A 13,256-nucleotide genomic window follows, 5' to 3' on the forward strand; every position below is an offset into this window, starting at 1 on the left:
GGCAGGTTGAAAAAAACCGGCTTGGAAATGAAGACGGTGCGAACGGGTTAATTTTTCAGCGTCTCCCTAGGTCAAAGCCGTCCATAATTACGTACATCATGATGCCGAAGATGATGATCACGGCCCAAATCAGCGGAAGATCAATGCCCATGAGTCAATGCCCCTTGTGATGGCTATCAGCATCGCCACCGTGGGCGGCAGATAGAGGACGGGCAGGTGTTCGCAGATGGCCAGGCCCACCGTGGCTAAGCGCGTCGCCTTCGTGATTTTGGGGTCCTTTACGTACCAGGCGCATCATGTAGCCCAAGCCGGTTCCGAAAAGCGCGAAATAAACCAGGACAAACAGCACTAAGGTAATGCTCATCTGCGCCACGCTATGGTTCGACGAAGCATCGGCAGTGCGCAGCAGTCCATACACTACCCAAGGCTGACGACCGATTTCAGTGGTAAACCAGCCGGCCAATAGGGCGATCAGCCCTGACGGCCCCATAAGCATCAGGAAGTATAAGAACGAGCGGCACCGGTAGAGCGTGCCGCGCTTTCGCAACCATAGACTCCACAGTCCAGTGAAAATCATCAGCATTCCCAAGCCAACCATGATACGGAACGACCAGAACACGATAGTCGAGTTGGGGCGATCCTCCGGCGCAAAGGATGCCAAGGCAGGAATCTGACGATCCAGGCTGTGGGTAAGGATCAAACTGCCCAAGTAGGGAATCTCGACGGAAAACCGGGTCTTCTCAGCCTTCATATCGGGCCAGCCAAACAGGATCAACGGCGTCGGCTCATTGCCCACGTTTTCCCAGTGGCCCTCTATTGCCGCAATTTTTGCCGGCTGATGCTCCAAAGTGTTCAACCCGTGAGCATCGCCCACCACGGCTTGTATCGGCGCCACAATCAACGCCATCCACATCGCCATTGATAACATTCGACGGACGGCCGGGTTATCGCGACCTCCCAACAGGTGCCAGGCTGCTGAAGCGCCGACAAAGAACGCCGTTGCCACGAAGGCAGCAATCGACATGTGCACCAGGCGGTAAGGAAAAGACGGATTGAAGATAATCTTCAGCCAGTCCATCGGAATCACTTGACCATGATCAATTTTGAAGCCCTGTGGGGTTTGCATCCAGCTATTAGAGGCGAGAATCCAGAACGAGGAAACCAAGGTGCCAACGGCCACCATCACGGTAGAAAAGAAATGTAGGCCACGGCCGACTCTACTCCAACCAAAAAGCATCACACCCAAGAATCCAGCTTCAAGAAAGAAAGCCGTCAGTACCTCGTAGGTCAGTAGGGTCCCCGTTATAGGGCCGGCGAAATACGAAAATCTGCTCCAATTGGTACCGAACTCATACGCCATGACCAATCCTGACACCACACCCATACCGAAGTTGACTGCGAAGATTTTGATCCAAAAGTGGTATAAGGTCCGATAGGTATTGTCATGCGTCCTCAACCAAAGACCTTCCAACACTGCTAGATAAGCAGCCAGCCCGACGGTAACTGCCGGGAACAGGATGTGGAATGAAACGGTGAAAGCGAACTGCATTCGCGCGAGGTCAAGAGCTTGAAGATCGAACATATCGTGGCCTCCTAATGGCAATTTCGTATCAATAGAGGAAGCGTCTTGTCAGTGTCGACTCACCAAGGCACCGCCCCCCTCGGGATTTCGCTTGAAGCGCGAGAAATTTTTCTGCTGATGCCGAACGTTGCGCAACTGACGCGCTGGGTGATTTCCCAGTCCACGGGCGACAAAACCTTGCCGTATTTCGATCCGTTGGATGGCGGCGTCTACGCCAAAATATTGATATTGCTAGAGTCACCCGCGCGAACGGTCAGTCGTGCACGGTATGTCTCACGAGACAATCCGGGGCCTGCACAACGCAACCTCAAAAGTTTCATGGAACAGGTTGGGTTGGAACGCCGAGAGACCGTTATCTGGAATCTATATCCTTGGCTGCCCGATCTTGAAAAGCCCAAGGCGTCGCTCCGCAGGGCGCAAATTGAGGAGGGAATTGAGAAGCTAATCACGCTGCTTCCGCATTTTCCTGATCTCGCGACTGTCGTATTTGCCGGACGTGTCGCTCAGCAGGCGATGCTGCGGGTTCGACACGCCTTTCCCGATATCTCATTGCTCGAGATGCCACACCCCAGCCCGCTTTCTGTTTGCACTCACCCGAGTGTTCGGCAACGCATCCTATCCACGCTGCGTGACGCCAAACAGTCGATTGAGTAGCCAAAGGTTCAGGGTTTGCTCATCTTGTTCAGCGAGGCGATGCAGGGCGAGATGAACAAGTTGCCGCGATACGCGCCTACCAAAGTTTTGGCCGCGACGATGATCCACATGATCGCAAGCAGCAATACCAGTACCACGCCCACAAAATTGAAGAACGCGAGGTGCAACATGGAGCCCAATTTAAGGGTAGTCACCGCATACACGCCTAGCGGAAAGGTGAAACCCCACCAGCCGAGGTTGAAAGGAATACCCTCCCTGAAGTAGCGACCGGTAATCAGCAGCGCCAAAACCATCCACCACAATCCAAGCCCCCAAAACAGCACACCACCGATCAAGCCAATGCCCTCGGCAACGCCTCCGATGCCGGCCATTCCATGAGCGGCGAAGATCGCCGGAGCGTCGCTGCCGAGTACCAGCATCCCCAACGCACCAGTACCAATGGGCCCTAATGAAAGCCAGCTCGATGCCGCCATGCTCTCATGAGGCAATTTATGCAATGCCATGCGCAGCAGCAGAATCACCAGAATACTCAAGGCAACGGGCACTGAGTATGCCCATAGCACGTAGCTGGTGATCAACAGGGTGAACTGTGCACTCGCATCAGCAAGGTGCGGCGCCAGTAGCCCACCACTGGCGGCGGCTACCTCGGCCGCAACCACAGGTAGCAGCCATACTGCTGTCATCTGGTCGATACTGTGCTGCTGGCGGGTAAACATCATGAACGGGATCAGAACCCCGCACGCCAACGCCATGGCGACATCGATCCACCACAGGACTTCAGCTAAAGCGACAACCCCATCCCCCCAGCGTGGCAAGCCATAAAGGAGAAATCCGTTGATGATTGTCGCCAGCCCCATGGGGATGGTTCCAAAAAACATCGACACGGTGGAGTGACCGAAGATCTGTTTGGCTTCATTAAAGAACAGGGCCCAGCGGCTTGCGTACAACACCGTAAAGAGGCAAAACAACGCGATATTGAAAAACCACAAGGCTTCACCTAACACTTTGGGCCACTGCGCGGCAAATGGCAGTTGGCCCAAAGCCAGAGCCAGAATCCCGGTGCCCATCGTGGCGGCGAACCAGTTAGGTGTGAACTGCCGGATCGCTTCTCGTGGATTGGACAATGCTGCCAGTGGATGGCTGCCGCCCATAATCGCTGCGAGTCGTGTATCACTCATTTTCGCGCTCCCGCTTCAGTGTTCATTCAATGTGACTTGCCTGAAGTATAGCTTGATGAGGTTAGCGGCTAAACGGATAGTATAGGTTTACGTTACCTGTTAAAGAGGTAGAAAATTGAAGTTAAGCCTACGTCAATTGCAGATCTTCTGCGCCATTGCGCAACAGGGCAGCACCACCAGCGCGGCCATCGCTGTGTCACTTTCGCAATCGGCCACCAGCGCCGCACTCAACGAGTTGGAAAGCGCCTTGGATACCCGGCTTTTCGATCGCGTAGGCAAACGCTTGGTGTTAAACAATAACGGCCAAGCATTACTGCCCCAGGCCAGAAGCATGCTTGAGAACGCGTTGCAGATAGAAAACAGCTTCCTTCCAGGGCATGCAGAGCTGAAGACTCGCTTGCGGGTAGGCTGTAGTACCACTATAGGCAACTATGTTTTGCCATTGATACTTGGCGAGTTACGCCAATCGGCTCCGCACCTGCGGGTCGATGTTGATATGGCCAACAGCATGGCTATCGCCCGGAAGGTCGCAGATTTCGAGATTGATATGGGACTGATTGAGGGACCGTGCCACTTGCCCGAACTGAGTGCCGAACCTTGGCTTGTAGATGAACTGCTCATTGTAGCGGGCCAACGTCACCCTTTAGCACTCAAGTCGCAGGTCACCCTTGATGACCTGCGTACTGCTGAGTGGCTTCTCCGCGAACCTGGCTCGGGCACTCGGGAGGAAGTCGAACAGTTGCTGTTGCGTCACCTGCACGACCTCGCTGAAACCCGCCAGATCGGCAGCTCAGAAGCCATCAAACACGTCCTTGCACAAGGCATCGGCATCAGTTGCCTGTCGAGCTGGGTCGTTCGGGATCTGCTGACTTCTCAAGACCTGATTGAACTGCCGCATGCGTTGCCTGGGCTGAGCCGGCGCTTTTTTCTGATCCGCCACCGGGAAAAATTCATCTCGTCCGGACTTGAACGGTTCTGGCAAAGTTGCACTCAGTTTGCGAGCCAAAGCTAACGAAATCTATTTGAAAAGTAGGTAACTACTACCACAACAACTTGTTTTCGGAATTTATCCCAAGCGCTTAAGGTCAACTCATTGTCTAGCAGCAATCAGCGAGCTGCATTTGCCAAGGCGCAATCTCACGCCTGGCTGCCCCTTGTGAGGAACCTCTGATGAATGTGATCAAGAAAACAGTGACTGCACTGGCGTTGGGTATCGCGCTCGCCGCATCAATGAGTGCGTCGGCAGCGGAAGATCGCTGGACCTTCGATGGTGATATTCATAACAACTCACTGGCTGTCAGCCCTGACGAATCGACAGCCGTAGTCTCCTACAGTCAGCGTCCTGACGTGGTGGTCTACGACTTGAAAACCGGCAAGGTTCGTCAGGTTCTCACCGGCTATATCACGCCACGCAACATTGTCTTTTCTCCAAACGGCGATGTGTTCTACCTTTCCGACAGCAGCTTAGGGGTCGTTCGTAAGATCGACACCAAAACATTAAAAGTCATCGCAGATCTTCCGTTAGGTGCAGGTGCTTTTGGTACCACGCTCAGCAAGGATGGGAGCCTGCTCTACGTCAACAACGAGGCCGCCAGCACCTTGTCGGTTATTGACCTTGATCACCAACGACCAGTAGCTGTGGTACCTGGCTTCTCCCAACCGCGCCAAGGCATCCGAGTAAGCCCTGACGGCAAAACCGTCTATGTCACCAACTTTCTTGGCGACAAAATCACCCTGGTCGACAGCAAGACCAATAAGATCGAAGGTGAGATCACTGGCTTCAACAAGTTGCGCGCCATCTCCATATCGGCCGACGGCAATACGCTGTACGCGGCTAACAGCGGCAGTAACAGCATCGCAGTTGTCGACACTCAAAAACGCGCTATCACAACCACCGTTATGGTGGGCAAAGACCCCTACGGTGCAGCCCTGACTCCAGACGGACTGCACGTCTACTCGGGTAACCTGGGTGACAACACCCTGTCAGTGATAGACACCAAAACGCTGAAAGTGACGACCACTGTGACCGGTTTGAAGGCACCCCGCCAGGCCATTGTCTTCACCAAAGACAAGTCGAAGGCTTATGTCCTCAACGAGGACCTGAGCATCTCCACCGTCGATCTCGCCAGCAACAAGGTGGTATCGACGCTCAAGGCTGACTGATCGAAACAACGCAGGCCTTCTCGAGGGCCTGCTGATACTCCACGACCTGGTGAATAATAATGAATGGAAGTGATGAGTTCTGGATGATGAATCGCCGTCGTTTACTCGGGTTGGCCACTAGCGCTGGTCTCGCTAGCCTGCTTCCGCGCCAAGCCCTTTCTGGAACGGACTTGGCGCAACTAGATAGGATCGAATCCGCAGAGTCCGAACGACGCCTTGTACGTTTTCCAGAGAAAACGGGACTGATTCTGATTACTGATCGTCCGCCGCAGTTGGAAACGCCGCTGCATTATTTTCGCCAGGACCTGACGCCTAACGAAGCCTATTTTGTTCGGTGGCATCTGTCGGGGTATCCAACTCAGGTCGATACGCGAACCTTTCGACTGCGTCTCGATGGCCAGGTTGCCAATCCTCAGTCTTTTTCTCTTGATGCCTTGGTCAACGAGTTCGAGCCCGTGACACTGGTGGCCATGAACCAATGTTCAGGCAATGCCAGAAGCTTGTTTGGTCCTAAACCTCCTGGTGGGCAATGGCAATTTGGCGCGATGGGAAATGCACAGTGGACAGGCGTTCGCCTCAAGGACCTCCTTGATCGTGCAGGTGTTAAAGCAGGAGCAGTCGAGGTGGCAATTTCTGGGCTGGATGAGTCGCCAATGCCAGGCTTGCCAAAGATCGTGAAGTCATTGAAGTTTGACCATGCCAATGATGGTGATGTGATGGTTGCATACGCAATGAATGGCGCACCACTGCCGATGCTCAATGGCTTTCCATTGCGCTTAGTGGTACCCGGTTGGTACGCGACTTACTGGATTAAATCATTGGCTCACATTGAGGTGCTAGATAAACCTTTAAGCAATATTTGGATGAACCAAGCCTACCGAATTCCTGATAATCCAGAGATCAACGAGGAGCCAGGAAACCTCTCCAAGAAAACGGTACCCATCAACCGCTTTGTCACTCACTCCGTATTCGTACGTCCAGAACCCGAAGAACTATTGCTTGTAAATCATCCATACATGCTAGAGGGCTTAGCCAATGATGGCGGCGATGGTATCGCTCGGGTTGAGGTTTCAGTTGACGGCGGGCGTACTTGGGCAGATGCGACGCTCGACCCCGAGATCGGCCGGTTCTCTTGGCGTCGGTGGCGCTTCGTATGGACCCCCCTTGACAAAGGCCGATACACGTTCAAGGTCCGCGCCACCAACCGCGCCGGGCAAGGTCAACTGACCACCCAGTGGAATCGGGGAGGCTATGCGCGCCGGGTTATCGAACAAACCACTGGAATGGTGGTGTGAGATGACGACATTTCTCCAGCCTAGAATGCTCTTTTTTGCCTTGATGTGTAGCCTACCTATTTGGATACCAAGCGCCTTTGCGGCCGAGGAACCGAAGGTCGATTTTGGTGCTCCCGTGCACTCAATCACTGTTCCCCACGACGAGCCCTACTTGCCGGACGGTCCGGGGCGCAGCGAATTTCTGGCACAATGCGTGATCTGCCATTCTCCTCGTTACGTTACCAACCAACCTGCATTTCCGCGTAAAACCTGGGCGGCTGAGGTCGCCAAAATGCGCGACGAATATGGAGCGCCCATCCCCGACGAAGCCGTACAACCAATCATCGATTATCTGATGTTCTTCAATGGCAAGGAGACACCATGAGTGATCCTGTTCGCGACACATCGGCCCATGGGATTTCCCGAACTGCATTGGCTATGTTGATTGGTGTATTGGCGCTCGGCACGTTGATATCTTGGAAGGTCATCGGCACCCACGGCGCCTCGGATATCACCCGACGAGGAGATGCTCTCCCGTCGCGAGTGGACTCAACAGATAAGGTCGAGTTGACCACTGCATTGGTCGGCGCAGGCGCAATTGTGGTCCAACAGCGTTGCGCAGGGTGTCATGACGCGACTCAACGTTCGGTAGGTCCTAGCTGGAATGCAGTCCTTGCACGATATAAATCTGTAATTGGGACGAAGCCGCTTAATCACGAAGCATTGGCTGTCATGGTCGCTGCCATTTCCCATCCCCAACCAGGATGGGATGGTTATTCTGCAGGGCCTACGGACATAACACTGACGCCGGAGGAGCGATCAGGAACGGCAGCATGGATTCTAAGCCGCTCCAAAACCGTTTCGTTGAAGGAGCTAAGCCATGAGTAGACTGATAGCTGGAACAGAGCATGCTCTAGACGCGAATCAACCCTCGGATATTTTGCCGCGCATTGATTACGATCTTATCAAAGCCCACGGTTATGCAGCAGTGATCACACTGTTTCTATCAGCTCTTGCGGGCCTGCTTGTTGCTCTGAAGCTGACAATGCCCGATCTGCTGAGTAGCCACGCAGCGCTGACCTGGGGTCGCCTGAGGTTCGATCACACACAAGGTATTTTTTTTGGTTGGCTTGCCAATGCTTTCTTTGCGTTCTGTTACCACATGGTCCCGCGCCTGGCTGATCGCCCGGTGTTCAGTCGCAGATTGGGCTGGGTCATTTTCTATATTTGGAATCTTGGTGTCCTTTTGCCCGGATGGTTACTTATTTCCCTCGGGCTCGATAGCCCATGGTTCGCAATACAGTCTTTAGAATGGGCGGAGTTCCCAATGATCGTGGACCTAGTGGTAGTACTCGGTCTGATTTTGGTATGTGCCCAATTCGCGGGGCCTTTCTTGCTTAAGCGGCAACGAGGAGGCTTGTATATTTCGGCTTGGTACCTGATCGGCGGAGCCGTATTTACGCTGCTTGCATATCCAGTAGGAAATTTCGCGCCTGCATTTATCCCCGGCGCGCAAGGTGCTGCATTCAGCGGGCTTTGGATTCACGACGCAGTGGGTTTGTTCGTTACGCCATTTGTACTTGCGATCTCTTACTACATTATTCCGGCCGCCACCAATCGACCTATCTATAGCCACTTTTTGTCAATGATCGGTTTCTGGTTTCTATTCTTTTTTTATCCGCTCAATGGCACTCACCATTACGTCTATTCGGCTATCCCCATGGACGCGCAGAAGGCGGCCATTATCGCCTCCGTGTATTTGGGCATGGACGTGATACTAGTTGTATTCAACCAACTGATGTCACTGCGAGGCCAAGCTTCGACAGTCGCAAGCGATGTCCCTCTGAGGTTTGTCTGGACGGGCACGGTGTTCTATTTAATCGTCAGTTTGCAGGGCGCGTTCCAGGCTCTGATGCCGGTCAACCGATTGACTCACTTTTCCGATTGGGTAATTGGCCATTCGCATCTCGCGATGCTGGGTTTTGCAACCTTCGTTGCCGCTGGCGGGATTGCCCATGCCTGGCAGCGTATACCAAACAACCGCTACAGCGCAGCGGCGATGAATTGGGCTTACTGGCTGATAACTATCGGCCTACTGGCCATGTTCACCACACTAACGGCCGGCGGTTTGGTACAGGCACAAATATGGGAAACCACCGCGCCGTGGATGGACTCTGTACGCGCATCTCTGGCGTACTGGTGGATCAGAGACCTAAGCGGATTGCCGATTCTGGCAGGCTTCATCGCGTTTTTCCTGGGCCTAACTACAGGAGCCCGAAACAACGGTGCTGCCGTAAGTACCTCTCCCGTCATTCACCCTACGTTAGCGGGAGTTTAAGGTATGCAAACGGTTACCAAGCATCGCCTGTTCAATAGCGCCTATCTGATCATATTTGTAGCCGGTATCGGCTTCTTTATCTTGTCGTTTATGCTGCTCGGGATATTGCCTGGGAAGCAACTGCAAAAGGAAATCGAGGCCCGTGCACCTGCCAACATGCAACAGTATTCCGCGAAAGAAGAACGAGGGCGCATTGTATATGCCCGCGAAGGGTGCGGTTATTGTCATACTCAACAAGTACGATTCGTAGCTCAGGACGTCAGTCGCTGGGGGGCGCCCACTGAAGCATGGGAAACGAAATACGACTACCCACAACTCTGGGGGACTCGCCGCATTGGTCCTGATTTAGCTCGGGAAACCGAGGTACGAAGTAATGATTGGCATCTGACCCACCTATTCAATCCTCGATATGTCGTTCGTGACTCTGTAATGCCTGGCTATCCCTGGTTGTTTAAAGGTGATGCCAACAAACCGACATCGGATGGAATTGACCTCGTTGCCTACTTACAGACGCTTGGTAGAGCTAGAAAAGTTTCGGGTTATGACGATCCGCTTCAGGCGCAGGTTGAAGCTCAACAATCAACCCAGAAGAGCAGTAACGCGATGTCGCACGACAGCATGGCAGATGAAGAAATGTCGGCGTCACTCAATGTAAGCCAAGATGCAATCGCCGCGCGACCTCGCTTGGATGGGCCAGTGCCTGGCTTTGTGATACCTACTAACGCAAATGACCGCTCGATCGCATTACGTCTGGGACAAGCGGCTTTCGCGGAGAACTGCGCCGGGTGCCATGGTCCGAGTGGAACAGGTGATGGCTTAGCGGCGCCGACGTTGCTGCCACGTCCGGCTAACCTGCGCGATGCACAATTTACAACCCGGCATTTAGCCGATGTTTTGTGGAACGGCAGGCCCGGGACAGCAATGCCCGCTTGGAGAGACCTTGATAACTCAACGCTGGTGGCACTCACGCTTTATGTGCAAAGCCTGCATACAGCGGACGAGCGCGCCTTGCCGTCTAGCGACGTAGCGCTTGGGCAGTCTCTATTTTCCACCAATTGTGCTAGCTGCCACGGTGCCAGTGGCCAGGGCAATGGGCCTGCATCTCGCGGGCTCTCCCCACGCCCCGCGAACTTCTGGGAGAAGAAAGGCAACACGGCGTATCTGGAGAACGTCTTGCGTGAAGGCATACCAGGTACGGCAATGCCTCCCTGGAAAGCAGTGCTCTCGGACGAACAACGAACTGCTGTAGTTACCTATTTGCGTACGCTATACCAACCTACCGAGCAGGAGTGAATCATGTTTGCTTCAATGGTAATTGTGATGACCCTGATCGTTTCTGCATTCGTTGTAGCTTGGTGGGTCAGCCCTGAACTTCGGCTGTGGAGTGAGGCGCCCAAGCTCGTGATGCTTGAGCGTGAACGTCGTTTTGCTCAAATAAGAACGCCATTGGATCAACAGGGGGGGAAAGATCAGGGTTCCGGTAAAACATAATATTGGGAAGTTTTTTACGGAACTGGAATAGAACTGTCTGGCGTTCGTCTACTGTCTGGTCGCGTACTATTTCAAATAGCAGGCGAGCCTACAAAAATTCACAAAAACCAAAGGAATACGTATGTTCAAAAAAATGATCCTCACCGCTGCTGTTGCCGTCTGCTGCATATCTGGTTTTGCGTTCGCCGACGCGCCAGTCAAGGTTGCTGAAACAGACAAGGGAAAAGTACTCGTAGACGCGAAAGGAATGACTCTGTACACGTTCGGTAAGGACACCTCGGGCAAGTCGGTCTGCACTGGGCCATGCGCTGCAAACTGGCCACCTCTGGCAGTGTCGGCAAACGCCAAAGCGGATCATGATTATTCTGTCGTCACTCGAGACGATGGCACAAAACAATGGGCTTACAAAGGCATGCCACTTTACAGCTGGGTCAAAGATACCAAGCCAGGGGATACAACCGGCGACGGTGTCAACCAAGTCTGGCACGTTGCTAAACCGTAACCTCATTAATTAACAGGCTAGCATGCGCCCTGGCTTTGTCAGTGGCGCAAACTAGAAGTTTAACTACCTGATAGTTCCGCCAACGTGCGGCCGCTGCGCCTCACAAAGCATGATGGATCAGATCAACGTAAAATGGGGCCGAGGCACCGTACGCTCTTGAGATGTTCCCATAACGCCATACTGGGGTATGAAGCGCCAGATGCTAAGCCCCATTTGCACAACCCAGCTGGATCACCTCTGGACTGTTAAATTTAAATAGGGCTAGCACTGGGGCTGGGACTTACTAAAGGTTTCAACCCTCAGATCTGATTAAGGTAGGATGATTCAAAGAGCATAGCAAAAATCTTAATCCCGCCAATTATACATTATTGAAAAAACAGGTGATTGCGTTGCATTTGACCAACTGCTTGCATTCAATTTGACCAATTGCATTCGTATTGCCCACCTGGATAAACACCGGATCCTATTGCAACCGTTTGCGACTTTTGATCCTTCGCATTGATTCGCCTTTCAGTTCTATAACGTGGGACTTGTGAACGATACGGTCAAGAATTGCATCGGCAATCGTGGGGTCGGAGAACAGGTCATACCATTTTTCTTTAGGGTACTGACTTGTAATCAACAATGAGCCGTTCTGTGACTGCTCGTCGATAACGTCCAGGAGGAACGGGCCCAACTGGGCGTCAATGCCACCGATGCCCAAATCATCTATGACTAATAATTCTGCGCGGATCAAATGCCGACGTAGTTTAGGCGTGGTGTGGTCAGCGTAAGAAAGTGAGATTTCTTCAAAAAGCTTCGTGGCAGTGCGATACAGCGTCGCTCGCCCAAGGCGGCAGGCTTGGTTTCCGAGTGCGCAAGCGAGCCAGGTTTTGCCAGTGCCCGTAGCGCCCGTGATGATCACATTCTGACGTCGCGCTAACCACTCGCACTCACCAAGGGACATGACCGTATTGCGGTCTATGCCTCGAGACGCCTTGAATTCAATGCTGTCTATTGTGGCTTCATTCTCACGAAGCCTTGCGTTCTTTAGCAAACGTCCAACCTTTCTGCTCTCACGCTCGCTATTTTCGGCATCCATCATTAAACCAAGCCTTGTTTCGAATGGTTCTTTCAGCAGCGCCGGTGTTTCAAGCTGACGCTCGTAGGCTGCTGCCATCCCGTGCAGACCAAGAGACATAAGGTTTTGGGCAGTATCGAGGATTGACTTCATAGCGGCTCATCTCCCTGTGAGGCGTAGTATTCAGCACCACGTATGTTGGCGTGTTCGACCAAGGGGGCGGATCTTCGGTAGTTGGGGCGCAGGTCAGATTCGTTCCGAAGGATCGAACGCAGCCGCTCAGAACTTAGGATGTTCAAGCTATTCGCATAGCCGCACGCGGACTCAAGGCGTGACGGTGTGATTGCCCCTTTGCGAACGTCACGTTTCAGGCCAACAACGACCTTCAAACCGGTCGAGAAATCTTTCCGCAGGTTGAGGTTGTCCTTCACGAAACGGAGCGTTTCCGGCCCAATAGTCTCAGCCCAGACAATCAGAGCTTCCGGCTGGGAGTCCTGGAAATATCTGTGATTCGGGGCCAAGTGCTCTTTGAGAGTGCTAGTGCCCCGCTGACGATTGAGCTTGTGCGAGCCGATGAGACGGCGCTGATGAATGATTTCGAGCCAATCGTCTCGCACGCGCAAATCGACAAGAAGATTCGCGAAGTGGTAAGGAACCGAGTAGCTGTGCTCTTCAAATTGTACGTGGTAGTCGCTGCCTACCCTAACCTGATACACCCACTTGCTGTAGCTGTACTTATGTTCTGGGAGCGGCTTGAGGGCTGGATAGTCAAGCTCAAGGAAGCGGCTGGTTCGGCTCTTAGGGTACGTTCGAGTGATTCGACTGTTTAGCTCATCAACCCAGTAGCTGATTTTCTCGTTGAGCTCTTCTAAGGAAAAAAAGGTGCTCGCTCTCAGCCTTGCGAGAACGAATCTTTGTACCAGTTGAACAGCAATCTCACCTAGGGAGACGCTGAAAAATTAACCCGTTCGCACCGTCTTCATTTCCAAGCCGGTTTTTTTCAACCTGCCGGCC

15 protein-coding genes and 1 pseudogene are annotated in these 13,256 nt (G+C 53.1%); 11 read left to right on the top strand and 5 right to left on the bottom strand.

Annotation, left to right across the window (positions count from 1 at the left end; translation table 11 throughout):
- Window positions 1-64: 64 nt before the first annotated feature.
- Both AO388_RS29720 and AO388_RS20330 read right to left on the bottom strand, forming a co-directional pair.
- Window positions 65-151 (bottom strand): annotated as a pseudogene (locus AO388_RS29720) (hypothetical protein); the annotation flags it as partial.
- A gap of 3 nt (window positions 152-154) precedes the next feature.
- Complete coding sequence (locus tag AO388_RS20330) at window positions 155-1,582, bottom strand: cytochrome ubiquinol oxidase subunit I (RefSeq protein ID WP_012723163.1); 1,428 nt, start codon at window positions 1,580-1,582, stop codon at window positions 155-157.
- A gap of 45 nt (window positions 1,583-1,627) precedes the next feature.
- On the opposite strand from AO388_RS20330, the gene AO388_RS20335 reads away from it, so the two are divergent.
- Window positions 1,628-2,236, top strand: a complete 609-nt coding sequence (locus AO388_RS20335) for a uracil-DNA glycosylase (RefSeq protein ID WP_012723162.1) — start codon at window positions 1,628-1,630, stop codon at window positions 2,234-2,236.
- 8 nt (window positions 2,237-2,244) lie between these two features.
- On the opposite strand, the gene AO388_RS20340 is transcribed toward AO388_RS20335, so the two are convergent.
- Window positions 2,245-3,414: a TDT family transporter gene (locus AO388_RS20340; RefSeq protein ID WP_012723161.1), complete on the bottom strand. Its 1,170-nt coding sequence runs from the start codon at window positions 3,412-3,414 to the stop codon at window positions 2,245-2,247.
- 115 nt (window positions 3,415-3,529) lie between these two features.
- On the opposite strand from AO388_RS20340, the gene AO388_RS20345 reads away from it, so the two are divergent.
- The 10 genes from AO388_RS20345 (at window position 3,530) to AO388_RS30400 (ending at window position 11,441) form a co-directional block, all read left to right on the top strand.
- On the top strand, window positions 3,530-4,426 hold the full coding sequence (locus tag AO388_RS20345) for a LysR family transcriptional regulator (protein WP_058417011.1): 897 nt from the start codon (window positions 3,530-3,532) through the stop codon (window positions 4,424-4,426).
- 158 nt (window positions 4,427-4,584) lie between these two features.
- Window positions 4,585-5,577: a YVTN family beta-propeller repeat protein gene (locus AO388_RS20350; RefSeq protein ID WP_012723159.1), complete on the top strand. Its 993-nt coding sequence runs from the start codon at window positions 4,585-4,587 to the stop codon at window positions 5,575-5,577.
- A 59-nt stretch (window positions 5,578-5,636) separates the two neighbouring features.
- Entirely contained in the window at window positions 5,637-6,872 is a 1,236-nt protein-coding gene (locus AO388_RS20355) for a molybdopterin-dependent oxidoreductase (RefSeq protein WP_103388956.1), read from the top strand.
- 1 nt (window position 6,873) lies between these two features.
- Window positions 6,874-7,236 carry a hypothetical protein gene (locus AO388_RS20360; protein WP_224265906.1) on the top strand — a complete coding sequence of 121 codons (363 nt, stop codon included), beginning with the start codon at window positions 6,874-6,876 and terminating at the stop codon, window positions 7,234-7,236.
- Window positions 7,233-7,739, top strand: a complete 507-nt coding sequence (locus AO388_RS28935) for a c-type cytochrome (protein ID WP_012723156.1) — start codon at window positions 7,233-7,235, stop codon at window positions 7,737-7,739. The genes AO388_RS20360 and AO388_RS28935 overlap by 4 nt, the downstream gene beginning before the upstream one ends.
- The gene (locus AO388_RS20365; protein WP_046722265.1) at window positions 7,732-9,189 is read left to right on the top strand and encodes a cbb3-type cytochrome c oxidase subunit I; all 1,458 of its coding nucleotides are present in this window, start codon (window positions 7,732-7,734) and stop codon (window positions 9,187-9,189) included. The genes AO388_RS28935 and AO388_RS20365 overlap by 8 nt, the downstream gene beginning before the upstream one ends.
- A gap of 3 nt (window positions 9,190-9,192) precedes the next feature.
- Window positions 9,193-10,482, top strand: coding sequence for a cbb3-type cytochrome c oxidase subunit II (locus AO388_RS20370; protein WP_058417012.1), 1,290 nt, complete (start codon window positions 9,193-9,195; stop codon window positions 10,480-10,482).
- 3 nt (window positions 10,483-10,485) lie between these two features.
- Complete coding sequence (locus AO388_RS20375) at window positions 10,486-10,680, top strand: hypothetical protein (RefSeq protein WP_032657047.1); 195 nt, start codon at window positions 10,486-10,488, stop codon at window positions 10,678-10,680.
- 121 nt (window positions 10,681-10,801) lie between these two features.
- Entirely contained in the window at window positions 10,802-11,182 is a 381-nt protein-coding gene (locus AO388_RS20380; protein WP_012723153.1) for a COG4315 family predicted lipoprotein, read from the top strand.
- 169 nt (window positions 11,183-11,351) lie between these two features.
- Complete coding sequence (locus AO388_RS30400) at window positions 11,352-11,441, top strand: DUF4113 domain-containing protein (RefSeq protein WP_311138688.1); 90 nt, start codon at window positions 11,352-11,354, stop codon at window positions 11,439-11,441.
- A gap of 204 nt (window positions 11,442-11,645) precedes the next feature.
- On the opposite strand, the gene istB is transcribed toward AO388_RS30400, so the two are convergent.
- Both istB and AO388_RS30405 read right to left on the bottom strand, forming a co-directional pair.
- A complete protein-coding gene (gene istB, locus AO388_RS20385) occupies window positions 11,646-12,395 on the bottom strand; it encodes an IS21-like element helper ATPase IstB (protein WP_012723152.1) in 750 nt (249 codons plus the stop codon).
- Entirely contained in the window at window positions 12,392-13,177 is a 786-nt protein-coding gene (locus tag AO388_RS30405) for a Mu transposase domain-containing protein (RefSeq protein WP_442963825.1), read from the bottom strand. The genes istB and AO388_RS30405 overlap by 4 nt, the downstream gene beginning before the upstream one ends.
- Window positions 13,178-13,256 lie beyond the last annotated feature (79 nt).

Source organism: Pseudomonas sp. ICMP 10191, from assembly GCF_001467335.1.
In the GTDB taxonomy this organism is placed as follows: Bacteria; Pseudomonadota; Gammaproteobacteria; order Pseudomonadales; family Pseudomonadaceae; genus Aquipseudomonas; species Aquipseudomonas cerasi.